The organism is Salinimicrobium sp. CAU 1759 (genome assembly GCF_054482715.1).
Genome location: NZ_JBTLRK010000001.1, coordinates 519833 through 545798, shown reverse-complemented (window position 1 = coordinate 545798; position 25966 = coordinate 519833). Strand labels below are relative to the sequence as shown.

20 protein-coding genes are annotated in these 25966 nt (G+C 41.9%); 10 read left to right on the top strand and 10 right to left on the bottom strand.

Annotated elements, in window-relative coordinates:
• Positions 1-3 precede the first annotated feature (3 nt).
• From ACXYMT_RS02460 to ACXYMT_RS02445, 4 genes are all read right to left on the bottom strand, one after another.
• Positions 4-1227: an NlpC/P60 family protein gene (locus ACXYMT_RS02460; RefSeq protein WP_459057502.1), complete on the bottom strand. Its 1224-nt coding sequence runs from the start codon at positions 1225-1227 to the stop codon at positions 4-6.
• 58 nt (positions 1228-1285) lie between these two features.
• Positions 1286-2941, bottom strand: a complete 1656-nt coding sequence (locus ACXYMT_RS02455) for a glycoside hydrolase family 10 protein (protein ID WP_459057501.1) — start codon at positions 2939-2941, stop codon at positions 1286-1288.
• 73 nt (positions 2942-3014) lie between these two features.
• Positions 3015-3839, bottom strand: a complete 825-nt coding sequence (gene murQ / locus ACXYMT_RS02450) for an N-acetylmuramic acid 6-phosphate etherase (protein ID WP_459057500.1) — start codon at positions 3837-3839, stop codon at positions 3015-3017.
• A 3-nt stretch (positions 3840-3842) separates the two neighbouring features.
• Positions 3843-5105, bottom strand: coding sequence for a sugar MFS transporter (locus ACXYMT_RS02445; RefSeq protein ID WP_459057499.1), 1263 nt, complete (start codon positions 5103-5105; stop codon positions 3843-3845).
• Positions 5106-5359: 254 nt separating this feature from the next.
• Here ACXYMT_RS02445 and lepA point away from each other — a divergent pair, with 254 nt between their 5' ends.
• Complete coding sequence (gene lepA / locus ACXYMT_RS02440) at positions 5360-7156, top strand: translation elongation factor 4 (RefSeq protein WP_459057498.1); 1797 nt, start codon at positions 5360-5362, stop codon at positions 7154-7156.
• Between the two features lie 122 nt (positions 7157-7278).
• Here lepA and ACXYMT_RS02435 read toward each other — a convergent pair whose 3' ends face one another.
• On the bottom strand, positions 7279-7635 hold the full coding sequence (locus ACXYMT_RS02435; protein WP_459057497.1) for a four helix bundle protein: 357 nt from the start codon (positions 7633-7635) through the stop codon (positions 7279-7281).
• A 194-nt stretch (positions 7636-7829) separates the two neighbouring features.
• Here ACXYMT_RS02435 and ACXYMT_RS02430 point away from each other — a divergent pair, with 194 nt between their 5' ends.
• Positions 7830-8588 carry a YebC/PmpR family DNA-binding transcriptional regulator gene (locus tag ACXYMT_RS02430; RefSeq protein ID WP_459057496.1) on the top strand — a complete coding sequence of 253 codons (759 nt, stop codon included), beginning with the start codon at positions 7830-7832 and terminating at the stop codon, positions 8586-8588.
• Here ACXYMT_RS02430 and ACXYMT_RS02425 read toward each other — a convergent pair.
• Both ACXYMT_RS02425 and ACXYMT_RS02420 read right to left on the bottom strand, forming a co-directional pair.
• Positions 8585-10462, bottom strand: coding sequence for a cation:proton antiporter (locus ACXYMT_RS02425; protein ID WP_459057495.1), 1878 nt, complete (start codon positions 10460-10462; stop codon positions 8585-8587). The two genes, ACXYMT_RS02430 and ACXYMT_RS02425, sit on opposite strands and share 4 nt — an antisense overlap.
• Positions 10463-10556: 94 nt before the next feature.
• Entirely contained in the window at positions 10557-12584 is a 2028-nt protein-coding gene (locus ACXYMT_RS02420; RefSeq protein WP_459057494.1) for a cation:proton antiporter, read from the bottom strand.
• Positions 12585-12762: 178 nt separating this feature from the next.
• On the opposite strand from ACXYMT_RS02420, the gene ACXYMT_RS02415 reads away from it, so the two are divergent.
• The 6 genes from ACXYMT_RS02415 to ACXYMT_RS02390 all read left to right on the top strand — a co-directional run bounded on the left by ACXYMT_RS02415 (position 12763) and on the right by ACXYMT_RS02390 (position 21103).
• Complete coding sequence (locus tag ACXYMT_RS02415; protein WP_459057493.1) at positions 12763-14547, top strand: cation:proton antiporter domain-containing protein; 1785 nt, start codon at positions 12763-12765, stop codon at positions 14545-14547.
• Positions 14548-14584: 37 nt separating this feature from the next.
• Positions 14585-15445, top strand: a complete 861-nt coding sequence (locus tag ACXYMT_RS02410; protein WP_459057492.1) for an MBL fold metallo-hydrolase — start codon at positions 14585-14587, stop codon at positions 15443-15445.
• 6 nt (positions 15446-15451) lie between these two features.
• Positions 15452-17131, top strand: a complete 1680-nt coding sequence (locus ACXYMT_RS02405) for a S8 family serine peptidase (protein WP_459057491.1) — start codon at positions 15452-15454, stop codon at positions 17129-17131.
• A 12-nt stretch (positions 17132-17143) separates the two neighbouring features.
• The gene (locus ACXYMT_RS02400; protein ID WP_459057490.1) at positions 17144-18979 is read left to right on the top strand and encodes a M1 family metallopeptidase; all 1836 of its coding nucleotides are present in this window, start codon (positions 17144-17146) and stop codon (positions 18977-18979) included.
• 110 nt (positions 18980-19089) lie between these two features.
• Complete coding sequence (gene rnpA, locus ACXYMT_RS02395; protein WP_459057489.1) at positions 19090-19488, top strand: ribonuclease P protein component; 399 nt, start codon at positions 19090-19092, stop codon at positions 19486-19488.
• On the top strand, positions 19469-21103 hold the full coding sequence (locus ACXYMT_RS02390; RefSeq protein WP_459057488.1) for a S41 family peptidase: 1635 nt from the start codon (positions 19469-19471) through the stop codon (positions 21101-21103). Before rnpA ends, ACXYMT_RS02390 begins: the two co-directional genes overlap by 20 nt.
• Here the strand turns inward: ACXYMT_RS02390 and ACXYMT_RS02385 are convergent.
• The 3 genes from ACXYMT_RS02385 to ACXYMT_RS02375 form a co-directional block, all read right to left on the bottom strand.
• The gene (locus tag ACXYMT_RS02385; RefSeq protein WP_459057487.1) at positions 21100-21540 is read right to left on the bottom strand and encodes a GNAT family N-acetyltransferase; all 441 of its coding nucleotides are present in this window, start codon (positions 21538-21540) and stop codon (positions 21100-21102) included. The two genes, ACXYMT_RS02390 and ACXYMT_RS02385, sit on opposite strands and share 4 nt — an antisense overlap.
• A complete protein-coding gene (gene rpiB, locus ACXYMT_RS02380; protein WP_459057486.1) occupies positions 21540-21971 on the bottom strand; it encodes a ribose 5-phosphate isomerase B in 432 nt (143 codons plus the stop codon). The genes ACXYMT_RS02385 and rpiB overlap by 1 nt, the downstream gene beginning before the upstream one ends.
• Positions 21972-22493: 522 nt before the next feature.
• Positions 22494-22736, bottom strand: coding sequence for a putative signal transducing protein (locus ACXYMT_RS02375; RefSeq protein ID WP_459057485.1), 243 nt, complete (start codon positions 22734-22736; stop codon positions 22494-22496).
• Positions 22737-23092: 356 nt separating this feature from the next.
• Between ACXYMT_RS02375 and rnr the strand changes: the two genes are divergently transcribed.
• Positions 23093-25294 carry a ribonuclease R gene (rnr, locus tag ACXYMT_RS02370; protein WP_459057484.1) on the top strand — a complete coding sequence of 734 codons (2202 nt, stop codon included), beginning with the start codon at positions 23093-23095 and terminating at the stop codon, positions 25292-25294.
• Entirely contained in the window at positions 25278-25964 is a 687-nt protein-coding gene (locus ACXYMT_RS02365) for a head GIN domain-containing protein (protein WP_459057483.1), read from the top strand. The genes rnr and ACXYMT_RS02365 overlap by 17 nt, the downstream gene beginning before the upstream one ends.
• Positions 25965-25966: the final 2 nt, after the last annotated feature.

Here is a 25966-nt window from a genome sequence, read left to right as displayed (position 1 = left end):
TATTTATCCCTGCGAAGGGGATGCGGTAAACAGCTCGCTTTCTTTTAATCTTACAAGTTTCGGATCTTCCTGGCCCAAATATCTCTTGGTGCGCAGGTAACGGTTGTAATTAAATTCATCAAAATTAGAGGCTTCAGAATTCATGCTACTCACGTGCACGCGACCCGAGGAATGGATGAATTGACCATCACCTATCCACATTCCCACATGCACCACTTTTTCTTTATTCCCATCTTTTGCAGGAGTCCCAAAGAAAAGCAGGTCCCCCTTCTGAAGTTTTTCAAAGTTTCTGTCCTCATCAATTAATTCACCGGCATGAACCTGCTGCGAAGCATCCCGCGGAATGATCATTCCGTTCATGAAGAATACGGTTTTCGTGTAGCCGCTGCAGTCAACTCCTTTTGCTGAAGTCCCGCCCCACAGGTATGGAAGCCCCATAAGTTGCTTTGAAGTTTCAACTAAATTCTCTTCGGAAGCTTCAAGGTTTGTAAGCCAGTCGGTATATTCTTCAGCTTGAGAAGTTTTGATGTAACCTACACGGTCATCGGGATATTCCACTTCAAAAAAGCCATTTTTGATACCTCTCAATTCAAAAATATTTCCTGCCACAGCATCTGAAACCACTCCCGAATTTTCAGCAGCCATTTCATAGACCTGCCCGAAAGGTTCTGTAAAGATCACTTTTTCGGAAGCCTTCCATTCTTCAAGTTCCTCTTCAGAATAAAGGGTGACGCCGCCATGATCTACCCAGGAAAGGTATTTGTCCGGAGTTTGCACCAGGTACCACTCCCCTTCTTTCTTCAAAACTTTTAGCGGAGTTCCCAAAGTTGCCTGCGTGGCCAGTTCTGCCGAATGTTGAGGATTTGACCTGATATTCGCCACAGATATCCTCACCAGCGCATTGGTCTTCCCTTCAAGATCCTTCGCAGGATAAACCTGAATGCTGTCCACATAATCAATTTGAGCAGAATCCAGTTTCTCTTTCAGCCGTGCAAGAGCTTCAGGGTTTGTAGTTTCCCCACGCAACACGAATTTACCTTCGTACTCCTCCCCTGTCACATCAAATCGCGCCACCCTTCTGTCCGGCACGAATTCGGTTTGCACATCCTTTATATAAACATCCGTTGGATTTTCTTCAGTAGTAATAGGTTCCTGCTTTGCATCATTACAGGCAACAAAGAATGTCGCCAGTAAAAGAGCCAAACTGTAAGGTTTCAAAAATGTCATTTTTAAGGCTTTATTTTTTGATCTTCCTCTCTTCGGAAAATACCGATTTAAAATATAATTAAGGCAAAGTAACCATAACTTTCTTCTCTACAAATTCACTCTGGTTTCCGGTCCTGTCAACCGCAGTGACTCCCACCAGGGAAAGGGCGTGTCCATTTACCATTTTTGGAAGGAGAAGGCTTCTTTCGTCCTTGCTAAGGATCTTGTAGTCCCAGGCTCCATTAAACTTGTAATGCACCACCCATTGAAAAATGTCGTTTTTTGAAGGGTGATCCCATTCAACCATTACCTGGTCTCCTTTGGTTGCCAGGTTCACAACCGGCATTGCAGGAACTTCATCATTTAGCCATGGAGAAGCCGGAACCAGCGCCTTTTTCTTATAGGCATTTTCAAGGATGCCTGCAGAGAGGTTCGGGTATTTCAAAAGCGGACCTATGCTCCAGTGGATACTTCCTTTACTTTCGGGCAACATACCGCGGGTGATCATGATCTGGCTTACAGTTTCGATCAGGTTTGGATCATCCCCGCCAAAGTCGATATTAATTCCCGGCCATAAATGCCTTTTTTGATGGTTCTCTTTTTCCCACCAACCTAACAATACCGGAAAACTCTGCGCCGTTTGACTTATCTTCCAGTAAAGCTGTGGCGAATAGTAATCTATCCAGCCTTCGTTAAGCCACAAACGGGCATCGGCGTAAAGTTCGCTGTATTGATCCATCCCGGTAATGGTTCTTGGATAGCCGGGGCGATAGATCCCAAAAGGGCTTATACCAAATTTCACACCTGGTTTTTCAGCTTTTATTTCTGAATAGATCCTCTTCACAAAGTTGTTGACATTCTCCCGACGCCAGTCAGCTTTTGCCAGACTTCCGCCTTTTTGTTTATACGCAGCATAGGTGGCGGCATCGGGGAAATCCTCTCCTTTGTTATAGGATGCATACGGGTAGAAATAGTCATCAAAATGAATTCCATCAATATCATATCGCTTCACGATATCCATCACGACTTCTGAAGTATGATCCTGAGTTGCTTTTTTAGCAGGATCCATCCACCACATTCCGTTCTTGAGCTCTACCATGAACTCCGGATATTTCCTTACTGCGGAAGCTTCTGTAACCTTCCCGCCTGTAGAATGGTGCGCACGGTATGGATTTAGCCAAACATGAAATTCGAGGCCGCGTTCGTGAGCTGCATCCAGCCAAAACTGCAGCGGATCATAATAAGGATTGGGCGCCTGCCCCTGAACTCCGGTAAGGAAGAAAGACCAGGGCTCCAGTTCACTTTCGTAAAGCGCATCGGCCTGTGGTCTTGCCTGAAAGATGACTGCGTTATAATTATGCTCCTTCAAAAAATCCAGAAGAGCTATAGCTTCTTTTTGTTGCTCGGCAGTAGAAAGACCAGATTTACTGGGCCAGTTGATATTGGCAACGGTAGCTATCCATGCTGCCCTAAATTCCCGCATCACAAAAGGGGAGCTGCGGAAAGGCTTTTCCTCTACAGCTTTCTCCTTGACCGCTTCGGGTATCACCGGAAGATCTTCGGCAATTTCTTTCCTGGTCACTTCAGGAATTTCTTCGGTGACTTCCGCAGGTTTTTTCTCCACTCTTTCCGAAGCAGGTTTCTTAGTGCGAAGTACAGGTTTGGAGGTAGAACACCCATTAAGGCCAAGGGTAATGGCCAATAGGCCGGTAATGAACAGCTTTTTCTTCAGCATAGATCTTTAAAGCAGGTTAAGTTATTCAGGTTATATAACCCTGAAGCCGGTAAAATTAGTGTATTGTAAAATGTTATTTTTCAGGTTTATTCTTAAATATTTCAAGCACTTTTCGCACGCTTTTATATTCCTCAAGTAAGGTCGAGGCCAGGTGTTGAGAGATCTTAAGCTCCTCCATCAACATGAGTTCTCCCCTGCTCACCAGTTTTTTATTAGAAAGCTGCATATCTACCATCTTATTTCCTTTCACGCGCCCCAGTTTTATCATTACAGCCGTGGAAAGCATATTGAGAACAAGTTTCTGCGCAGTACCCGATTTCATACGGGTACTACCGGTAACAAATTCGGGCCCAACCACAACTTCAATAGGTATTTCGGCAGCTTCACTTAGAGGTGAACCGGTGTTGTTGGTGATGCAGGCAGTGATGAGTCCGTTCTCACGGGCTTCTTTGATCCCGCCGATCACATAAGGTGTAGTGCCCGAAGCAGCTATCCCCACCAAAACGTCATTTTTGGAGATGCTGAACTCCTGCAGGTCCTTCCAGGCCTGTTCGGTGTCATCTTCAGCATTTTCAACCGCTTTTCTCAAAGCCCCATCTCCCCCGGCGATCAACCCGATCACCACGTTGTGAGAAACACCAAAGGTCGGTGGACATTCAGAAGCATCGAGCACTCCCAGCCTTCCGCTGGTACCGGCGCCAATATAGAAGAGTCGACCGTTGTGGTTCGCGATCTTGTCTACCACTTTATTTACCAGATTTTCAATCTGCGGAATTGCTTTTTCAACAGCCACCGGGATTGTTTTGTCTTCGTTGTTTATATTTATCAGGATTTCTTCCGTAGACATCTTCTCAAGATGATCGTAGTTGGAAGCCTGCTCTGTTGTGCGTGTGCTCATATTTTATAGAGATTTTACCTTGTAACCTTTAGTTGCGAAATACAGGATGTAAAGGTAACAAGGAATGAGGATCCAATAAGCCTGCTGCGGATCCCATGAATCGGCAAGCAAACCATAGATGGGCGGAATCACCGCTCCCCCGGCAATGGCCATAATTAGAAAGGAAGAACCCACTTTAGTAAATCTTCCCAAGCCTGCAAGTGCCATGGGCCAGATCGCCGGCCAAACCAGGGCATTCGCTATTCCCAGTAAGGCTATTGCAGTAACAGAAATAATCCCCGGACTAAAAATGGCTACCACACCAAAGACAATCCCCAGAATAGCTGAAACTTTTAAAGCATTCTCCTGACTGATATATTTCGGAATAGTAAAAATACCAATGACATATCCCACGATCATAGCTCCGAGGGTGAAGCTGGCAAAGAATTTCGCATCCACCAGCGGAATTCCGTGAGCTTCATTGGCATAACTGATAATAGTGTCCCCGGCGATCACCTCAACACCCACGTAAAGGAATAAAGCGAAGGTTCCCAGGAAAACATGGGGGAATTGAAAAATGCTCTTTTTGGAAAGATTGGATTTCGCCAGTTCTTCATCTTCGGCATCGGCATCAACTTCAGGCAGAGAAGAGAAATAAACTAATGCGGCAAGTAAGATTAGGATCCCCATCATTACCAGGTAAGGATTGATCACCCTTTCGGCTAAGGTATCCAAAGCAGCAGCTTTTTCGGCACCGGTTAGAGCTTCAACAGTTTCAGTAAGATTATCGGAAGAGCTGAAGAGAATTGCTCCCAGAACAATTGGCGCCAGAACTCCTGCTACTTTATTACAAATCCCCATGATGCTAATACGCTTTGCGGCACTTTCCGCAGGTCCGAGAACTACTACATATGGATTGGCTGCAGTTTGTAAAAGTGCAAGACCCGTTCCCTGCACGAATAGTCCAAGCAGGAATAGTTCGTAAGTCCGCGCATTAGCTGCGGGGATAAAGATCACCGCTCCTACTGCTATGACCAGCAATCCTAATGACATTCCCTTTTTGTATCCTGTTCTTTGTAAAACCCAGGCCGAAGGCAGCGCCATCACCAGGTAGGAAATATAGAATGCCGTCACGACAAAATAGGACTGAAAATTGTTGAGCTCACAGGCGATCTTGAGGTATGGGATCAAGACTGAGTTGAGCCAGGTGACGAATCCGAAGATAAAGAACAGCGCACCTATAATGACAATTGACCTGTTGGTGCTGGTTGAAGAAGATTTTTCCATAAGTCCCGGGGGAAAGGATTGAGGTTAAAATTAAAGCCACCAAGATATACAATTCTTAAATAAAGCTTAAATGGTGGAAGAATAAATTCAGCAATGATTAATTTATGGAAGGTGCTGAAGATTAGGCTTTAAAACACATTTTTGAGAGGTCGAGTGAAAAAAGAAGTTTTCTTTAAAGGCCTCCAAAAAAGACTATATTTGTACGCTTTAAACGGAGGTTTCCCACTGCGGAAAATAAATCCTGAATTTGACACATGAAGAACATTCGCAATTTTTGCATTATAGCCCATATTGACCACGGAAAAAGTACCCTGGCCGACCGACTTTTGGATTCTACAGGATCTGTGACCGATCGCGAAAAGCAGGAGCAGCTTTTGGACAGTATGGACCTGGAGAGAGAAAGAGGGATCACCATCAAAAGTCACGCGATCCAGATGGATTACACCTATAAGGGCGAGCAATATATTCTCAATCTTATTGACACTCCGGGGCACGTGGATTTCTCTTATGAAGTTTCCCGTTCTATTGCCGCCTGTGAAGGAGCGCTTCTTGTTGTTGATGCTGCACAAAGCATACAGGCACAGACTATTTCTAACTTATATCTTGCTTTAGAGAACGACCTGGAGATCATTCCGGTTTTAAACAAGGTGGATCTGCCAAGTGCAAATCCCGAAGAAGTTACCGATGATATCGTAGACCTTTTAGGTTGTGATCCATCAGATGTTATACCTGCCAGTGCAAAGACCGGAATCGGGATCGATGAGATCTTAGCTGCGATTATTGAGAGAATTCCGCCACCAAGCGGAAAAGTTGATGCACCGTTGAGAGCGCTTATTTTTGATTCGGTATATAACCCTTTCCGGGGGGTGGAAACTTATTTCCGGGTGATCAATGGTTCGATCAAAAAAGGTCAGCAAATTAAATTCGTAGCTACCGATAAAAATTACTTTGCTGATGAAGTCGGAACTTTACGCCTGAAACAATTTCCAAGGCAGGAGATCAAGACCGGAGATGTGGGTTACCTCATCACAGGAATTAAAGAGGCTAAAGAAGTAAAAGTTGGGGATACCATCACCGATGCAAAAAATCCGACCACGGAAGCAGTTCCGGGATTTGAGGACGTAAAACCAATGGTTTTCGCCGGAATCTATCCTGTAGATACCGAAGATTACGAAGACCTGCGTGCTTCCATGGAAAAACTGCAGCTTAATGATGCTTCTCTAGTGTTCACTCCTGAGAGTTCGGCGGCACTTGGTTTTGGTTTCCGTTGTGGATTCCTGGGAATGCTGCATCTGGAGATCATTCAGGAGCGTTTGGAAAGGGAATTCGATATGACCGTTATAACCACGGTTCCTAACGTTTCCTACCACGCCTATACCCATAAGAATAAAGATGAGGTGATCCTTGTCAACAACCCATCAGACCTGCCGGAGCCATCCAGCCTCGATAGAGTTGAAGAACCGTATATTAAAGCCACGATCATTACTAAAGCCGACTTCGTGGGACCTGTGATGTCTCTTTGTATCGAAAAACGCGGACAGATCACCAATCAAACTTACCTCACTCCGGAACGGGTAGAATTGAGTTTTGATATGCCATTGGCCGAGATCGTTTTTGACTTCTATGACAGGCTTAAAACGGTATCCAAAGGATATGCTTCTTTTGACTACTCTCCAATTGGAATGCGTCAGTCAAAACTAGTGAAAGTAGACGTTCTTCTCAACGGAAGTACGGTTGATGCTTTATCTGCCCTACTCCACGTTGACAACGCTTATGACATAGGTAAGAAAATGTGTGAGAAGCTGAAGGAACTAATTCCAAGACAGCAATTCGACATTCCTATCCAGGCAGCAATTGGTGCGAAGATCATCGCCCGTGAGACCGTGAAAGCTCTTCGAAAAGACGTTACCGCAAAATGTTACGGTGGAGATATCTCCCGTAAGCGTAAACTTCTTGAAAAGCAGAAAAAAGGTAAGAAAAGAATGCGACAGGTTGGGAACGTAGAGATCCCACAGGAAGCGTTTATGGCGGTTTTGAAGTTGAACGATTAACGTTCAACTTTAGTTCATAGTCGAGAGTTCGGAGTTCGGAGAAAGCCTGTTTAATTAGTAGCTAAAAGTTCGGGATTTGGAGAATATTTTTCTTCTCCGAACTACAGACTCCTAACCCTGAACTAATCCTTTAGTAGATACTTCTTCAGTCCGGAGATCATTTTCGAAACTTCGACCAGCTTTTCTCTTAAATCGTCATGATCTTTAGCCGAGATGAATTTCTGTCGCTGTGCCACAGTAATACAGACAATACATTCTTTTAAAGAGTTAGAAGCAGTTCGAAGGAACCGAAGAAATTCTTTTTTTGTGCCTCCCGAACCTTCAGCAATATTCAGCGATATTGACACTGCAGCCCTTCTGAACTGTGAGGTGACTCCATAGATTTCATCTTTTGGAAATTGTTTTGTTATAAGGTAAACAGCATCAACCAGATCCAGTGACTTTTGGTATACGTGCAGATCTTCAAAATTAAATTTCATTTTCGCGAATTAGGTGATAAAAATAGCATTTTAATAACCTGATTATAAGTTTCTTAATAATATAAATGAAATAATTTCTTCGGGTCTTTTGTAGCCCATAATCTACTAGTTTATTCCATTTTTTTAATTTTGCTCTCTAAGCTTTTAATAAGCACTTCGACGAACTCCGAACTACAGACTAAAAAACTGAATCAATGGCCGGACACAGCAAATGGGCAAATATTAAACATCGCAAAGGAGCCCAGGACAAGAAAAGAGCTAAACAATTCACGAGAGCAATTAAGGATATAAGTGTTGCTGTTAAAGATGGTGGCGGGCCCGATCCTGAAGCTAATCCGGCGCTGCGGAATGCCATTTCCAATGCCAAGGGAGTGAACATGCCTAAAGACACTATTGAACGTGCGATCAAAAAAGCCAGTGGTGCAGAAGCTGATAATTATGAACTGGTGACCTTTGAAGGTTACGGCCCAAATGGAATAGCCTTTTTTGTTGAATGTACTACAGACAATACAAATCGAACAGTTGCTTCGGTAAGGTCGATCTTCTCAAAGAACGGTGGCAATTTGGGAACAAATGGCTCCCTGGAGTTCTTATTTAACAGGAAAGGAGTCTTCAGCATTAACCGGGACAGCATTTCTTCAAGCATGGAAGAATTTGAGCTCGAACTTATTGAGGGAGGCGCGACAACAATTGAGAAAGAAGAAGATACTATTTACGTCTATACAGACTTCACTGATTTTGGTTCTATGAATGCCAAATTAGAAGAACTGAACATAGAGCCCAAAAATGCAGAATTACAGCGTATTCCTTTAAATACAGTAGAACTCCCGGTGACCGATGCTAGAAAGATTCTTGACCTCGTGGAAAAGTTCGAAGAAGATGAAGATGTGCAGAATGTATATCACAATCTGGAGTTGACAGAAGAACTTCTTGAGACGATGAATGAAGACTAATGATCATCTAGCTGCTCTACAGTTTCTTTGTAATTTTCTTCCTGTTCTTCCTCTTCCTTCTGGATCTTTTTGCCCAGGTATACAAGTTGGTACCCGTTTTTGATCTCCACTTCAGAGCTGTGAGAAGGAATGATCTCAAGTTCCCCGGTATCCTTCTTCACAAAGAGAGGAATGATCTCGGAATCTGTCTTGGAAATCTCTATTAATCCTTCGTAATGCCTCCTGCTATTCAAAACCACCTCATGAATGGTCGGATATCTCCTGGCCACTTCAGTTAGCTTGATGTAATCATCTGTATGAGAAAATAAACCTTCTGCGGGATTGGTTTCAGGATCATTCATTTCGTCAGAGGATATCAGCCGGAAAGAACCTTTTTCGCCATACTGACTGGTGAATTTATTAATGGCGGTTTTATTAATATCACTGTTTCCGGTCATTGCCATAAGATAGCCAACATCGTTCAATTCAATGTTATTGAAGAGATCATCTTCGTAAACGCTGCCCGCGATAGCTTCAAGGCCCAGATCTTTAGCCTTCATGACGTTATCGGCGTTATTGTCCATTAGTACCACGTGTCTTTTATTATCCTGAAGATATTTCCCAACCAGTCTTGAAACTGAAGATGCCCCTATGATCAGAATTCCTTCAGCATCTTTGACAAATACTCCCACAAGTCTTGCAAAGATCCTGGCAGTAGTGGCATTAAGCAATACAGATAAAAGTACGATCATGAAAACAAGAGGAGTAATATATTCTGCCCCAGGCACTCCTTCACGGGCAAGTTTTAATCCGAACAGAGAGGCGATACCTGCCGCTACGATTCCGCGGGGTCCTACCCAGCTAATAAAGGCGATCTCGTTTGCCTTTAAGTTAGATCCCAGAGAGCTAAGTATCACTCCTAAAGGCCTTACAATAAGTACTACGGCTCCAAACAACAATGCGGCTTTCCAGTTGAAAATGAGCATAAGTTCAGATATTTCAATGTTGGCGGCCAATAGAATAAAGAGGATAGAAATAAGCAGCACACTCAGGGATTCCTTGAAATAAAGCAATTCCTTGATGTTGGGAAGATCCTTATTCCCCATGACCATTCCCATAACCACTACAGCTAAAAGTCCGCTTTCGTGAGCAAACATATCGGCAAGAACGAAAACACCGAGAACTGTAGCCAGTGTAAAGACATTAAGCAAGTAATGAGGAATTACATGTCTTTTGATTAAAAGAGCCAGGATATGAGCAAAGGTGAAACCGAAGGTGAAACCGAAGAGGATGATCTTGCCAAATTCGGTTAGAGCTGTCATTGTAAAATCCTGCCCGCCCTCAACACGAATGAACTCATACATCAAAACAGCTATAAGGGCTCCAATAGGATCAATGAGGATCCCCTCCCATTTAAGAATTGACGATACATGAGTTTTTAAAGGGATATTACGCAGTATAGGTGCTATAACGGTTGGTCCTGTAACTATAATCAGAGAGGAAAAAAGAAATGAAATTTGCCATGAAAAGCCATAGATAAAATGGGCGGCAAGACCTGCACCAAAAAAGGTAACTACAACACCTACACTTATAAGTTTTACAATGACTGGTCCTATATTCCCAACTTCTCCTCTTCTTAAGGTAAGTCCTCCTTCAAATAATATTACTGCAATAGCCAGGGAAACAAAATAAAATAAGCTCTCTCCAGGGAAAACCCCTTCCTCTCCATTCCAGATAGGCTCCAGCCATTTCGTACCATCTTCAGATAATAAGGTGGAAACAGGTCCAACAAAGAGACCAATTAGTATAAGCGGGAGAATTGCCGGAGTTTTGGTTTTCCAGGCCACCCATTGCGCCAATATGCCCAGGATCACTAAGCCTGCAAGTTCTAACATGTGTTCTTTTTAAACTTAAATAGGCCCTAAAGTTAACTTTTTATGTTTTAACAGCAGAACCAGTAGATGTTCATCTCAATTCCTTCAGAAAACTTTAAGGGTAAATGATGATCCTGCTTTTGTCGAAGAAATATTTTTCGAGCTTGGCAGGAATACCTGTTAGTACACTTTGAAAGGATATGGATCCCTTTCTTGCTGAAACCAGTACCACAACGTCCTCTTCCTGCATGTCTCTTCCCAGTATTAAAAAGTCATTCCAATCCTTAAACATCTTGTAGCTCACGGGAGAATCACTTTTTAATTTTTTAAACTCTGCGGAAATTGCCTTTTTTGAAACCTCATTACAGTTTATAGCAACAGGAACACTCAGTTCTTTTGAAAGTATTTCGATCTTTTTCACCCACAGCGGAAATCCGGGTTCTTCTTCAGCCAATGCAGGAACAGCCAGGAAAAGCCGTTTATGCATAGCTAAAGGTCGGCTGAAGTGGGTTATAAAGGAAGTTTTATTGTTGGCTGCAATAATGCGCTCCATCTTCTTTCCAATCAGCTTATCCATTAATCCTTTATCTGATGGCCATCCAAAAATGATAAGATCGGCAATCATTTCCCTTGCTTTTCGGGCAATTCCCTGTGCAACGTTCTGGTCAATGGTAGCATGAATGGTCACTTCAGCTTCGGCGGCAGATGCCTGTGAAACAAAATCCTCAAGCTTATGAGTAGCCCGGGCGATGTTCACTTCGGCTTCAGCATTATTAGGAACTACAGAAAGGATCGAAATTGGGTTTGGGGAGGTTTTATCTTTTATAAGAATAGCAAATTCCAGCAGCTTATCGAAATTAAGAATGTTGGCAATAGGTAACAGGACGGTTTCATTCTTAAAAGCTTCGGTTTTTTTCACCTCTTTTGAAAGATCTTTCTCTGTTTCAGCCTTTAACTTAATTGCAGCCCTCTGTGTTGCCAGAGTTGCAACAATAGAGGTCACCAGAATTAGGATTATTGTACCGTTAAGGATATTCTCATCAATGATCCCGGCATTAAAACCAACAATTATTACAGCAAGAGTAGCCGCAGCATGTCCACTGCTTAAACCAAAGATCACCTTCCTTTGTGCAGCCGAATACCTGAAGCTGAGCTGAGTAAAAAAAGATGCCAGCCATTTTCCTAAAATGGCAACTACACTCAAAGTTCCTGCAACAATTAAAGCGGTGGGACCGCTGAATATTACGCTTATATCTACCAGCATCCCGACACTGATGAGGAAAAAAGGAATGAAAAGCGAGTTCCCGATAAACTCAACCCGATTCATGAGAGCTGAAGAATGTGGGATCAATCTATTCAATGCCAGGCCCGCCAAAAATGCTCCTATAATAGGCTCTACCCCCGCAAGTTCAGCAAGAAAGGCAGCTATAAAGACAACTGTGAGCACAAATATGTAGTGTGAGTGCTTCTCATTCTCCATGCTTGTAAAAAACCATTTAGCTATTTTGGGTACCAGCAGGAACATAATGGCCGAGAATATCGCCAGGGAAATTCCCAGGCGTTGCCAGAACGCTGCATTGAGGGTGCCTTCGTGGTTTCCCATGATCACTGCCAGCACAATGAGTACTGCTGTATCTGTAAGTATAGTGCCTCCAACGGTAATAGCTACAGCTTCATTTTTTGAAACCTTCAGTTTACTCACAATTGGATACGTGAGCAGCGTATGAGTGGCAAACATACTGGCGGTTAAAAAACTGGCATTAAAATCATAATTCAGCAGGTAAAAACACACAGGAAAGCCAATGCCCAGGGGTATAATGAAAGTAAAAAAGCCAAAGAGAAAGCTCTTGTTCTGGTTTGCTTTGAACTGGTTCATATCCAGCTCCAGTCCCGCTATGAACATGATGTACAATAGTCCGATTGTGGAGAAAAGATCAATTGCGGCATTCTGCTCCAGGATACCTGCTCCATAAGGCCCAATAATGATCCCGGAAACAATGAGAATGATTATACCCGGGATGTTTAACCTTCGCAGGGCGATTGGAGATATTAATATTATGAGCAGGATTAGTGAAAACACCAAAACCGGATTTGATAATGGCAATTCAAATTCGTGCTGCAGAAGTTCGGCGAACTCTTTCATTGATTTGTTATAATGACCTTAAAATTAGCCGATATTACTACTCAAAAAATTAAATTCCTCTAAAAAATACTATTTTTAGGTGATTTTGCTTAAAAATCAGGAAATGGTAGTGCTGCAAATTGAACTGCAGCAACCCCTGAGATGAGATATTGAATACCTGAAACAAATAATCCTGCCTATGGAAGAGTTCAACATTTTAAGTCTGCTTATTATCCTAATAGGCGCCTGGGTTGGTGGTGCCGCTGCAAAAAGAATGGGTTATCCTGCCATTTTAGGAGAACTCGTTATTGGTATCATCCTGGGTCCTGCTGTTCTGGGAATGCTGGAAACTTCAGAGATGATAAGTGTTCTGGCAGAGGTAGGGATCATCCTGCTAATGGTCTACATTGGGATGGAGATCAATTTTCGGGACTTAGGGAAGGCTTCCTGGCCGGGACTTCTTGCAGCCATTGGAGGTTTTATCGTGCCATTCGCACTGGGTTATTACACGATCATATACTTTGGAGGAACGAACATGGCAGCGATCTTTGTCGCAATTGCAGTAGGGGTGACTTCCCTTGCAACAAAAAGCCGGATCCTCGTCGATCTCAAGCTTCTAAATACCCGCATCGCCTATGTGCTCATGGCCGGGGCTCTAATTTCTGACACTCTTGCGCTGATCATTTTCGCCGGAATGATGAGCTTCGTCGACGCCGGGAATATCGATACTATGGGTCTCATTTGGGTTGCCGGAAAAGCTATTCTTTTTTTCATTTTCACGGCTCTAGGGGGTATCTATCTTTTACCAATGCTTGGGAAAACCCTTAGCCGTGCAAAGATTAAGGATCGAACTCTTCACTTTACACTTATCCTTATCATAGTCTTTGGTTTTGCCGAATTGGCCGAACTCGCAGGGCTACATAGCATTTTGGGAGCTTTTATGGCAGGTCTATTCATAAGGGACGGAGTTTTCAACAGGCAAATATCAAAGGAAATAAATGACATTTTTCACGATGTGTCAATCGGGTTTTTAGCTCCTATTTTCTTTGTTTCTGCAGGTTTTAATGTGACCCTGGATATTTTTCAGACCGACTTGTGGATGCTTATAGCGGTGACACTTGTTGCTATGATAGGTAAAATTGGTGGTACTGCTTTATTTTATCTCCCAAGTGGTTATGGTTGGCGGGAAGGAATAACGGTCGGAACCGGAATGAACGGTAGGGGAGCGGTAGAGATCATCATAGCAGGAATTGGTTTGGAAATGGGAATAATTTCTCCTGAAATTTTCTCGATCCTCGTGTTCATGGCAATCTTTACAACCTTAACCGTACCAGTTTTCCTCACCTGGACCACAAAATGGCTTAAAGACAGGGGTGAACTCATTCATCAGGAATCCCGAAAAGGATTTCTTATTCTTGGAGCAAATCCATTGGGCATATACCTGGCAAAGCACTTAAAGGAAGAAAATGACGTAACTCTCGTAGACTCAAACCGGGAAATGGTAGCCCTTGCGAACAAAGAGGGAATTGACACAGTTTTTGGAAATATCCTCAAGGAAGAAACCATGGAGCAGGCAAAAGCCATTGATAAAGGTACTTTTATAGCTCTTACCCCCAATAGTGAGATCAATTTACTGGCTGCACAACTGGCTAACGACTCCTTCTATATTCCGAAGAAGATCGTATTGATGGATCCAAAAGAATCGGGTGCGGGCGTAGATATGCTGGATCGTATCAATGCATCGTCCATGTTTGCCAATAAAACTAAACTGGAGCCATGGAGCTATAAATTGAGTCAAAATCAGGTAGAGGAGAAGGAAGTGACCATCGAGGAAGAAATGTCAACCCGAAACTGGGTCAAAGAGCAAAGGGAACATCACATCAATATTCTCCCTCTTCTTATTGTAAATCCTGAAGGTCTAAAAAGGCCGTTCCACTATCACGACAACATAAGTCCCGGTGAAAAAATAATATATTTACAGTGAATTTTATTCAAGGACTCTTTAAACCACCTAAAAATTCATGAAAATATATCCAATTGAAGCCGGTAATTTCAAGCTGGATGGTGGCGCCATGTTCGGCGTAGTACCAAAATCCATCTGGAACAGGACCAATCCGGCCGATGAAAATAACATGATCGATATCGCCGCAACCTGTCTGCTAATTGAAGATGGTGAGCGCCTCATCCTCATTGACACCGGAATGGGAGATAAACAAAGTGAGAAGTTCTTTGGCTACTACTATCTCTGGGGGGACGACAGCCTGGATAAATCTCTCAGGAAATATGGCTTTTCAAGAGATGATGTTACCGATGTCTTTATGACCCATTTACACTTTGACCATTGTGGCGGCAGTGTTCAGTGGAACAAAGATCGAACAGGTTATGAACCGGCCTTTAAAAATGCTATTTTCTGGAGCAACAGGGAACACTGGGATTGGGCTACAAATCCAAACGCCCGTGAAAAGGCTTCCTTTTTAAAGGAAAATATTCTTCCCATGCAGGAAAGCGGTCAGTTAAAGTTTATAAACAGGGCCGGGGGTGCCTATCAGGAAACCTCCGAATTGAATTTCGGAATTCTTTTTGTGGATGGGCATACAGACAAACAAATGATCCCACACATAAAATATAAGGATAAAACTTTGGTCTTTATGGCCGACCTTTTACCTACTGCAGGACATATTCCACTTCCTTTTGTAATGGGATACGATACGCGGCCTTTGTTAACGCTTCCGGAGAAAAAAACATTCCTGGAAACAGCTGCAAAAGAGAACTTCTTTCTCTTCCTGGAACATGATGCCCATAACAAAGTCATTACAGTGAAAGAAACTGAAAAAGGAGTACGATTAGACGAAGTATATAAATTTAATGAAATTTTTAACTAGAAGATTATGAAGATCCCTATTTACAAGCCCTTACTCATAGCCGGAATGGTTGCCGCAATGGCATCCTGTAAAAGCTCGGCTCCAGCTATTGTATCTACCCCAATTGAAAACATCGATGAGATACCATTAAAGGTTTCTGAACTAACCGAAGTACAGCTCCAGGGATGGGGTGGTGCCGATCTTATTTCAGACACCATACCCGGTATGAGCGTTGAAAAAGCCTATAATGAGATCATTAAGAACAACAAAGGGAAAAAGGTCATTGTCGCTGTGATCGACAGTGGAGTGGATATTGAACACGAAGATCTTGACGGTGTCATATGGACCAATGAAAATGAGAAACCTAATAACAATGTGGATGACGATAACAACGGTTATGTGGATGACATCCACGGCTGGAATTTTTTAGGTGATGCTGTTGAGGAAAATCTTGAATACACAAGGATCTATAAAAAATTAAAGCCCAAGTACGGCAGTGTTCCTGCAGGTGCTGTAAAGCCTGAAAATCGGGAGGAATTTGAACTTTATCAAAAAGCAAAAGCTGAATATGATAAAGAATATAACGAGGTTCTTGGGATGAAAAACCAGTACGAAGGAATTGTGCAGCAATTGAAAGTTTCTCACGAAGCGGTTTCATCAAAGCTCGGGAAGGAAGACTATACTCTGGCTGAGTTGAGAAATATGGAAGCAACTACAGAAGAAATGCAGCAGTATAAAGGCTTTTTAAGCCAGGTGATGAGCAATGTTGAAGGAACAATTCCTGAAGCTATTTCACAACTGCAGGAGGCAATCGATTATTTTGACGGTCGTCTTTCTTCTCACTTCAACCTCGATCTCAATGCCCGTTCTGTGGTTGGTGATGACGTTGATGACATTACAGATACAGATTATGGAAACAACAATGTAATGGGACCAACGCCCGATAAGGAAGATCTTAAACATGGAACCCACGTTGCAGGAATTATTGCTGCTGAAAGGAATAATAACATGGGAATCAATGGAGTTGCAAATAATGTAGAGATCATGGTGCTTAGAGCAGTGCCCGATGGTGATGAATATGACAAAGACATTGCACTTGCTATTCGCTATGCTGTAGATAACGGAGCAAGCATTATCAATACCAGCTTTGGAAAATATTTCTCTACACATCCTGAGTGGGTTAGAGATGCTATTCGCTATGCAGATGAGAATGATGTTTTAATAGTGAACGCTGCAGGAAATGAAGGTCTTGATCTGGATCAAAATGCAGTTTATCCAAACGACCAGGATCCTGAGAACACCAGTGAGATTTCAGAGAATTTCTTGACGGTTGGTGCACTCAACTACAATTACGGCTCGGGACTTATAGCAGGATTTTCAAACTACGGAAAGACAAATGTCGACGTATTTGCTCCCGGGACAAAGATCTGGTCAACTACACCAAACAATGAATATGAATACCTTCAGGGAACTTCTATGGCAGCACCAGCAGTTGCAGGAGTTGCAGCTATGATCCGTTCCTTTTTCCCAAAATTGACCGATGATGAGGTGAAAAAGGTGATCATGGAAAGTGGACTTACCAGCAATGCTACCGTGATCATTGGTGGAGATCCTTCCAATACTAAAAAGTTCAGAGAATTATCTACTTCAGGAAAAATGGCCAATCTATACAACGCCCTGATCCTGGCCGATAAAATGTCAAAATAGAAAACACTAAATATGAAGAAAGGAATATTAGCCCTGGCATTACTTACATGCCTTACAATCACAGCACAAAATAATACCTCATACTGGCAACAGGAAGCTAACTACAGCATGAATGTTGACATGAACGTGAAGAATTACCAGTACACAGGGGAGCAGGAATTGGAGTATACCAATAACTCCCCAGATACTCTAAAGAGGGTTTTTTACCACTTATTTTACAATGCTTTTCAACCGGGAAGTGAAATGGACATTCGTTCCCGTACCATTGCCGATCCAGATCCACGGGTAGGAGACAGGATATCCAAACTTACCCCTTCACAACAGGGATATTTAAAGGTAAATACCCTTACAAGGAATGGTAAGACCCTTCAATTTGAAGAAGTAGGAACAGTGCTTGAAGTAGAATTGGATGAACCAATTCTACCGGGAGAAACAGTGAATTTCTCGATGAAATTCGCCGGACAAGTTCCTGAGCAAATACGTCGCTCGGGTAGGAACAGCAGTGAAGGAATTGCTCTTTCCATGGTGCAGTGGTATCCAAAAATAGCCGAATATGACTTTGAAGGCTGGCATGCAGATCCATACATTGGCCGCGAATGGCATGGCGTATGGGGAGATTATGATGTGAAGATATCCATTGATAAAAATTACATTGTAGGAGCATCAGGAATTCTTCAGAATGCCAATGAAATAGGTTATGGATATGAAGACGAAGGTGTGAAGGTCAAGAGAAAAAAAGGAGAGAAGCTAACCTGGCATTTTGTTGCTGAAGATGTTATTGACTTCGCATGGGCGGCAGATCCCGAATATATCCACGACAAAAGAACTGCCGCAGATGGAACGGTACTGCATTTTCTTTACAAGGACAATCCGGAAATAAAGGAGAACTGGAAGAATCTTCAGCCAAAAACTGAAGAACTTCTGCTTTATTTCAATGAAAATATAGGTCCATATCCATGGCCACAGTATTCTGTGATCCAGGGTGGTGACGGCGGAATGGAGTATGCGATGCTTACCCTAATCACAGGAGAAAGAAACTTTGGAAGCCTCGTAGGAGTTACAGCCCATGAGCTTGCACATGCCTGGTTCCAACACTTGCTTGCAACCAACGAAAGCAAACATGAGTGGATGGATGAAGGTTTCACGAGCTACATCGCAGATCTCGCAATGAATGAAGTTATGGAACAGGGTCAGGAAAATCCGTTAGCCGGTAATTACCGAAGTTATGTAAGACTTGCAACATCGGGTGTGGAGCAGCCACAAACAACCCATGCCGACAGGTATACTTATAACGCTGCCTATGGAGCAACGGCTTATTCAAAGGGTGCTGTATTTCTTTCTCAATTAGGATACGTAATTGGACAGGAAAACCTTGAAAAGACGATAAGAAGGTACTACGACGAGTGGAAATTCAAACATCCAACTCCTAATGATTTTATTAGAATAGCTGAAAAAGTTACCGGGGCAGAACTTGACTGGTATCTCACAGACTGGACCCGAACTACAAACGTAATTGACTATGGAATTCACGCTGTAGAAGAGGAAGGGAATGACACCCGAATAGTGTTGGTGAGAAACGGAGAAATGCCGATGCCTGTTGAGGTGGAAGTTACGTACAACGACGGTACTACCGAAGACCTCTATATTCCTTTGCAAATGATGCGTTGGGAGAAACCGGGCTTTGATGACGAGCAAACCAGGGAAGATTGGGCATGGGCATATCCTACTTACTCCTTTACTGTAGAAAAGCCTAAAGCGCAGATAACTTCAATAGAGATCGATCCAAGCCAGATGATGGCAGATATTAAAAGAGATAACAACGTTTACCCTAAACCACAACAGGAATAGGTTCCAAAAATGACATTTTTGAGCCCCTTCTTCCGGAGGGGCTTTTTTGTGTTTTTTGATGAGGTAAAACATAATTATCAATACTTATTTATAAATGATAATTTTACCGCATGAACGAAAGCTTCGGAAAAAAGGAAAAGCTTAAGAGCAAGGTGATGATCGACAGATTGTTTGCTGAAGGCAATTCAGTTAAGAAATATCCTCTACGACTGGTATACCTTCCGCTGAAAGATCCTTCAGAAAAGCTGAATAAGGTTGCCGTTTCTGTTCCGAAGAGAAATTTCAAACGGGCGGTAGACAGGATCAAAATTAAGAGGCTTATGCGGGAAGCTTATAGAAAAAATAAGTATCTTGTTAACAGTAATTTAGCCGGTAATTACGCTTTGATGTTGATCTATACCGGGCGCGAAATCTGGACTTATACAGACCTTTTTCGCAGCAGCCAGGAACTTCTTAAAAGATTTGTGGAGCAAGAAAAAATGAAGGAACATGAAAAAGACACTCTCTAAAATTACACTTTTGGCAGCCATTCCTGTGCTGTTCTTTACCAGTGTAAGTTACAAAGCCGATTTTTTTGAGATAGCCAAACAACTGGAGATCTTCACCACACTTTTTAAGGAGCTCAACATGAACTATGTGGATGAGACCAATCCTGCAGAATTAATGGACACTGCTATAAATGCTATGCTCGAAGATCTTGATCCCTATACGCATTACTGGAATGAACAGGAAGTACAGGCCGCAAGAATAGACAATGCCGGGGAATATACCGGCATAGGTGCAACTGTGGGAATTAAAGCCGATAAGATCGTCATTATTGAACCCTATAAAGATTATCCTGCCGATAAGGCCGGATTAAAAGCCGGAGACGAGATCATCAAGATAGGAAATATTTCTGTGGCCGGTTTTAGTGAAGATGCAGGAGAACTGCTTAAAGGTGCTCCAAATAGTAATGTGGAACTGACTTATAAACGGCGTGGAGAAACAAAAACCACCACACTTACCCGTGGAGCTGTTGAGATCAAAGCGGTTCCTTATTTCAAATTACTCGAAGATAAAACGGGATATATAGTTTTATCTCAGTTCAACCGAAATGCTTCTTCTGAAACAGTTAAAGCTTTAAAAGAACTCAAGGAACAAGGTGCCGAAAAGATCATCTTAGATCTTCGCGGAAATCCCGGCGGACTGTTATCTGAAGCTATAAATGTCACCAATATTTTTGTACCCGAAGGAGAGTTGATCACCAGTACTAAATCGGCAGTTGAAAAATACAATCAGACGTTTTCAACAACCAGAAAGGCTATAGATACAGAGATTCCATTGGCAGTGTTGATAAACGGTAGAAGTGCTTCGGCCAGTGAGATCGTTGCCGGTTCTCTACAGGATCTAGACCGCGCTGTGATCATTGGAGCCCGCAGCTTTGGAAAAGGCCTGGTACAGCGGCCTAAAGACCTCACTTACGGTACTCAGCTAAAAGTTACTATCTCAAGATATTATACGCCCAGTGGGCGCTGTATACAGGCACTGGATTACCGCCAACGAGATAAAGAAGGGAAGGCAGTGAGATACACAGCACAAGATTACAACGAGTTCAAGACCCGTAATGGCCGAAAGGTCTATGACGGTGGAGGTATCTCACCTGATGTAAAAATGGAAACTTCAGAATTTAGTGATATCACTAATGCAATCCTTCAGGAAAATGCCATTTTTGACTATGCAACAAATTATTACTACACCCACAAATTAAATTCTCCTGAAGAATTCAGCTTTACAGATAAAGATTATTCAGATTTTAAAAAATTCCTTGAAACAACAAATTTTGAATTTCAAACTGAAACTGAAAAAGAGCTGCAAGATGTTATAGCTGCGGCTGAAAAAGAAGGTTATCAACAGGATATTTCCAAAGATCTAACAGGGCTTCAGCAGGCTATCTCCAGTTCTAAAGAAAAGGCTCTCACGGCCAAAAAAGCTGAGATCATAAGCCTGCTTTCTGAAGAGATCATCAAAAGATATTTCTATAAAGAAGGCCTTTATGATTACTATGTTGAGAAGAATCCTGAGATCTTAAAGGCTAAAGAAATATTGCAGGACAAAAATCAATATCAGGGGATCTTGAAAGGCTAATTCTTGATCATAGCTATGTGGGGGATCCCATCTTCAAGATATCCTTCTCCAACCTGTTCAAAACCATGGCTTTCGTAGAATTTAATGAGGTACGTCTGGGCCGATAATTTGATACTACCTGTCTTGAACCGCTCTTCTATAGCTCTAACAGAAGCTTTTAGAATCTCATGTCCGTAATTTTTCTTTCTGTAACCTTCTTTGACAATTACACGACCTATAGCTGCTTCATCAAAATAGATACCGGGAGCAAAGATCCTGGTATAAGCGACAAGTTTCTCTTCTTCAAAGCCCAGAACGTGAATGGCTTTTTGATCCTTTCCGTCTATATCCTGATAAACACAATCCTGTTCTACAACAAAAACTTCTGAACGAAGTTGAAGAACCTTATATAGTTCATCAATTTTTAACTCTTCAAAAGTGACAATTTTCACCTCCATTATTTACAGGAGATCTTTTCCACACGGCGGCTATGACGGCCACCTGCAAACTCGGTATCAAGAAAGACCTGTACCATTTCAACAGCCTGCTCTTTAGAAGTATAACGTGCAGGGATACTAAGGACGTTGGCATCATTATGTTCCCTGGCTAAAGCGGCGATCTCTTTTGACCAGCAAAGTGCAGATCTTACTGCCTGGTGTTTATTTGCAGTCATATTAGCACCATTTCCACTACCGCAAATAATAATACCAAAGTCGGAAGTTTTATCCTCCACATCTTGTGCAACGGGATGAACGAAATCGGGATAATCAACACTTTCGTCACTGTTGGTACCGTGGTTTGTGACATCAAAATTTCTGCTTTTCAAATAATCAACCACTACTTCTTTATAAGCGGTACCGGCATGATCGTTTCCTATTGATATTTTCATGATCTGGAGGTTTGAATGAGCCACAAAGGTAAAAATTTGGCTTATCAACTTCTATTTTACCTATTGTTAATTAAATGTTACAATACCTTAGAAATAAAGCTTTTATAAAAGTGGATATTTTGTTCATAAATGACAGCGAAAAAAGTAAAATGAAATTTGGTAGTGTCGCGGGAAATCCCAATATGAAAGAAAGAAGGAGAGAAAGAAATTTTTAAGTCATTTTTTTCGGAGAAGTTTTCAGCATCAGAAATTGACTTCTAAACATTAAAAAAATGTTAAGTTATTAAAGACTGGAATTCACATTTCGTTATGAACAGTTGTTAAGAAAAATAAAAAATATAGTATAAATCAAGTCGTTAAGATTGGCTGCTGCTGTTCATAACTTGTTACTGAACTACTTCTAATCTCTTTTCCAAAAAAGATTGAAAAAAGTTGTTCTACATATCAACAGACTATAATACATCAACATTTTAATTTTTTAAAAAAGAAAGAAAATAGAATTATTAATATAACTGTTGAAAACTAAACGATCTTTAGAGGAGTTGAGTGATCGTTGAAACCGTCCAGGATCTCTCTTGCTCTCTCCAGGTCCCCGGGATGGACTTTAAGATTAATGCCACCCAGGGCATTTGAATAGAATGGAAAGACACCGACCATTGTTTCGTTTTGAAAGAAATGTCGTATGTCTTCCTGTTGCAGTAAAAGCTTTAGGATTGTGAATTCATGTGGGTAAGTGAATACCGCAAGAGTAATAAAATCTTTCATAACAACAGGTTGCTATTAAAGATACTACTTTCTAATAAAGTGGAGAAGCGTCGAAATTGAGACCTTTATGTACAGGATTGTTGAGGGAGTGATTAATGGAAGCCACGAAAGTAAGGACTCCAACAACGAAGATTAGAATAAAAACCAATGTTATTTTAGTTGATTTACTCATACATCCTACGGGATAAAAATCTAACCAAATTTAATATAATTTTAAGGATTATCACTATTTTATGTTAATTTTTTCTTACTAAATTATTATCTTTTTTTAAAGAGCTCCTTCCGGTTCCCGGAATTTCTTATAAATTCAGGTAGATGTGAATATTAAGACTTAATTTTAGAGCTTAAATTTAGAAATGAGTAAAAAGAAGAACCGAAATAATAAATCTGCCAGTCTTGAAAGCGTGACACAAACAATTCTTGGGATAATGCGCAAGGAGGCTGGAAAGGACTTTAATTACAAACAAATAGCTGCAAAAATGGGAGTGGATGATCCTACCAATAGGAACAAGATCATTCGTACTCTATCCCAACTTGCTGCCAAAAAGAAAATAGAGGAAGTTGACCGCGGTCGCTACCGTCTTAATAGCAACGTAGATAGATACCGGGGAATATTGGATATGACTGCTAAAGGCAGCGGTTATGTAATTGTCGAAGATCTAAATGAAGATGTTTTTATTCCGTCGAATAATATCAACAAAGCATTTAATGGGGATGAAGTGGAGATCTACATCTATAAAAGGCGGAGGAATAAAAAATCTGAAGGTGAAATAACCAGTATTATTAACCGCAAAAAAACAACCTTCGTAGGTGTTTTGCAGCTTCAGGAAAATTTTGGTTTCGTAGCCATTCAGGATCCTAAAATGTATACCGATATTTTCGTCCAGAAGAACAAAATTGGAGAGGCTAAAAATGGAGATAAAGTGGTGGTAGAGATGGAGGAATGGCCTGAAAAGGCAGATTCTCCTTTTGGCCGTATCACCCAGGTCCTGGGAAAGCCGGGAGAACATCATACAGAAATACATTCCATTTTGGCACAATACGGACTTCCGCATGAATTTCCGCAGGAAGTTGAGGATTTCGCACAAGGGATTGATACCAGTATTCAGCAGGAAGAAATTAATAAAAGGAGAGATATGAGGGAAGTGTTGACCTTCACTATTGATCCAAAAGATGCTAAGGATTTTGATGATGCCCTGAGTTTTCAACAACTGGAAAATGGGAACTATGAAATAGGTATCCACATTGCAGATGTTTCTCATTACGTTAAGCCGGGAACCATTTTGGATGAGGAAGCCTTTAACCGGGCAACTTCTGTTTACCTGGTGGATAGGGTGGTACCAATGCTTCCGGAGATCTTATCCAATAATGCCTGTTCTCTAAGACCAAATGAGGAGAAATATACATTTTCTGCAGTATTTGAGATGACAGAAAAAGGGGAGGTAAAAGATCAATGGTTTGGCAGGACTGTAACCTATTCCGATGCGCGTTTTGCCTACGAAGAAGCGCAGTATATAATTGAAACCACCGGTGGAGACATTCCTTCGGATATTTCCCTTACCGGAGAGAGTTACCTTGTAGAGGATCCAATTGTCTCAGCTATTTTGAAGATGAATCAAATAGCAGAGGTGATGCGGAAGAAAAGAATGAGAGAAGGCGCGATCTCCTTTGATAAAGTCGAGGTGAAATTTGAGTTGGATGAGAGGAATGAACCTGTGGGAGTTTTCTTTAAAACTTCTAAAGAAGCCAATAAGCTTATAGAGGAATTCATGCTACTGGCTAATAAAAAAGTCGCTGAATTCATCGGAAAACAGAAACCAAAGAAAACCTTTGTTTACCGATGCCACGATGAGCCAGATGATGAAAAACTGGCAGCATTACAATCTCTTGTAAGTAAGTTTGGTCATAAACTTAACCTTAGAGATCAAAAGCAGATCTCGCAATCTCTCAACAATCTTTTGGAGAATGTACAGGGAAAAAAGGAACAAAACCTTATTGACACGCTTACCATCAGGACAATGAGCAAAGCCTATTACAGTACAGAGAACATTGGGCATTACGGTCTTGCTTTCGGTCATTATTCTCATTTTACCTCACCAATTCGAAGATATCCAGATGTGATGGCTCACCGGTTGCTTCAACATTACCTGGAGAATGGAAAATCTGCCCCCGAAGAGGAATATGAGTCCAAATGCCAGCATAGCAGTAATATGGAAGGATTGGCAACCAACGCAGAGCGCGATTCTATCAAGTACATGCAAATTAAATTCATGCAGGACCACAATGACGAGGAGTTCCTTGGCGTTATTTCGGGTGTGACCGAATGGGGGATCTATGTAGAGATCATCGCCAATAAATGTGAAGGTATGGTTAGGCTGCGGGACATTAGAGAAGATCATTATGATTTTGATCCCGATCAATACGCTATCATAGGCCGAAAAACAGGAAAGATCTACCAGTTAGGTGACGAAGTATATGTTACAGTGAAGAATGCCGATCTTGTAAAAAGACATCTGGACTTTAATTTAATTGGAAGCAGAAATGAAGTTGAAAACTAAAATTAGAAGCAAAGTTTTATTCCCGGTATTATTTTTATTTCTAAGTCTTTCTGTCGTTGCACAGGATGTGGAGAAGGATCTGGGAGATTTTTCAGAAGTTAAGACCTTTAATGCGGTTGAAGTCGAAGTAATTCCTGCAGATAAAAACCGCATTGTTATCACGGGCCACAGTAAAAATGACGTGAAATTTGATATCGTGGAAGACCGCCTGGAGATAAGGCTTACCTTAGATAACATCTGGTCTAAGAACAATACCCGTATCACAGTCTATACTAAAGATCTTGCGACTATTGATGCCAATGAAGGTTCGAAGGTGGAAGTCTCGGGCGAAATAGAGGGGCAGGAGCTCACTTTTCGCACCCAGGAAGCAGCGAATATCTTTGCGAGAGTAAACGGCCGTAGGATCAATGCAAAAGCAGTTTCGGGAGGTAAGATTAGCCTTGAAGGTAAAGCCGAAGAACAAGTTGTGGAGATCAACACCGGTGGACATTACTACGGAAAGGGTCTGCGCACTTCAAAAACAGAAGTAAGTGCCGGTACTGCGGGTAAGGGAGAGGTCTACGCTACAGATTATGTGAAGGCAACTGCCAGGCTTGGAGGTACAGTCGAGATTTTCGGAAGACCAGCGGAAGTAGATAAAAAAACAAGTCTTGGCGGAAGAATTTTGTAAGT

Excerpts from the sequence above, each read along its gene's own strand:
- ACXYMT_RS02460 (WP_459057502.1), bottom strand. The coding sequence starts at position 1,227 with ATGACATTTTTGAAACCTTACAGTTTGGCTCTTTTACTGGCGACATTC.
- ACXYMT_RS02455 (WP_459057501.1), bottom strand. The coding sequence starts at position 2,941 with ATGCTGAAGAAAAAGCTGTTCATTACCGGCCTATTGGCCATTACCCTT.
- murQ (WP_459057500.1), bottom strand. The coding sequence starts at position 3,839 with ATGAGCACACGCACAACAGAGCAGGCTTCCAACTACGATCATCTTGAG.
- ACXYMT_RS02445 (WP_459057499.1), bottom strand. The coding sequence starts at position 5,105 with ATGGAAAAATCTTCTTCAACCAGCACCAACAGGTCAATTGTCATTATA.
- lepA (WP_459057498.1), top strand. The coding sequence starts at position 5,360 with ATGAAGAACATTCGCAATTTTTGCATTATAGCCCATATTGACCACGGA.
- ACXYMT_RS02435 (WP_459057497.1), bottom strand. The coding sequence starts at position 7,635 with ATGAAATTTAATTTTGAAGATCTGCACGTATACCAAAAGTCACTGGAT.
- ACXYMT_RS02430 (WP_459057496.1), top strand. The coding sequence starts at position 7,830 with ATGGCCGGACACAGCAAATGGGCAAATATTAAACATCGCAAAGGAGCC.
- ACXYMT_RS02425 (WP_459057495.1), bottom strand. The coding sequence starts at position 10,462 with ATGTTAGAACTTGCAGGCTTAGTGATCCTGGGCATATTGGCGCAATGG.
- ACXYMT_RS02420 (WP_459057494.1), bottom strand. The coding sequence starts at position 12,584 with ATGAAAGAGTTCGCCGAACTTCTGCAGCACGAATTTGAATTGCCATTA.
- ACXYMT_RS02415 (WP_459057493.1), top strand. The coding sequence starts at position 12,763 with ATGGAAGAGTTCAACATTTTAAGTCTGCTTATTATCCTAATAGGCGCC.
- ACXYMT_RS02410 (WP_459057492.1), top strand. The coding sequence starts at position 14,585 with ATGAAAATATATCCAATTGAAGCCGGTAATTTCAAGCTGGATGGTGGC.
- ACXYMT_RS02405 (WP_459057491.1), top strand. The coding sequence starts at position 15,452 with ATGAAGATCCCTATTTACAAGCCCTTACTCATAGCCGGAATGGTTGCC.
- ACXYMT_RS02400 (WP_459057490.1), top strand. The coding sequence starts at position 17,144 with ATGAAGAAAGGAATATTAGCCCTGGCATTACTTACATGCCTTACAATC.
- rnpA (WP_459057489.1), top strand. The coding sequence starts at position 19,090 with ATGAACGAAAGCTTCGGAAAAAAGGAAAAGCTTAAGAGCAAGGTGATG.
- ACXYMT_RS02390 (WP_459057488.1), top strand. The coding sequence starts at position 19,469 with ATGAAAAAGACACTCTCTAAAATTACACTTTTGGCAGCCATTCCTGTG.
- ACXYMT_RS02385 (WP_459057487.1), bottom strand. The coding sequence starts at position 21,540 with ATGGAGGTGAAAATTGTCACTTTTGAAGAGTTAAAAATTGATGAACTA.
- rpiB (WP_459057486.1), bottom strand. The coding sequence starts at position 21,971 with ATGAAAATATCAATAGGAAACGATCATGCCGGTACCGCTTATAAAGAA.
- ACXYMT_RS02375 (WP_459057485.1), bottom strand. The coding sequence starts at position 22,736 with ATGAAAGATTTTATTACTCTTGCGGTATTCACTTACCCACATGAATTC.
- rnr (WP_459057484.1), top strand. The coding sequence starts at position 23,093 with ATGAGTAAAAAGAAGAACCGAAATAATAAATCTGCCAGTCTTGAAAGC.
- ACXYMT_RS02365 (WP_459057483.1), top strand. The coding sequence starts at position 25,278 with ATGAAGTTGAAAACTAAAATTAGAAGCAAAGTTTTATTCCCGGTATTA.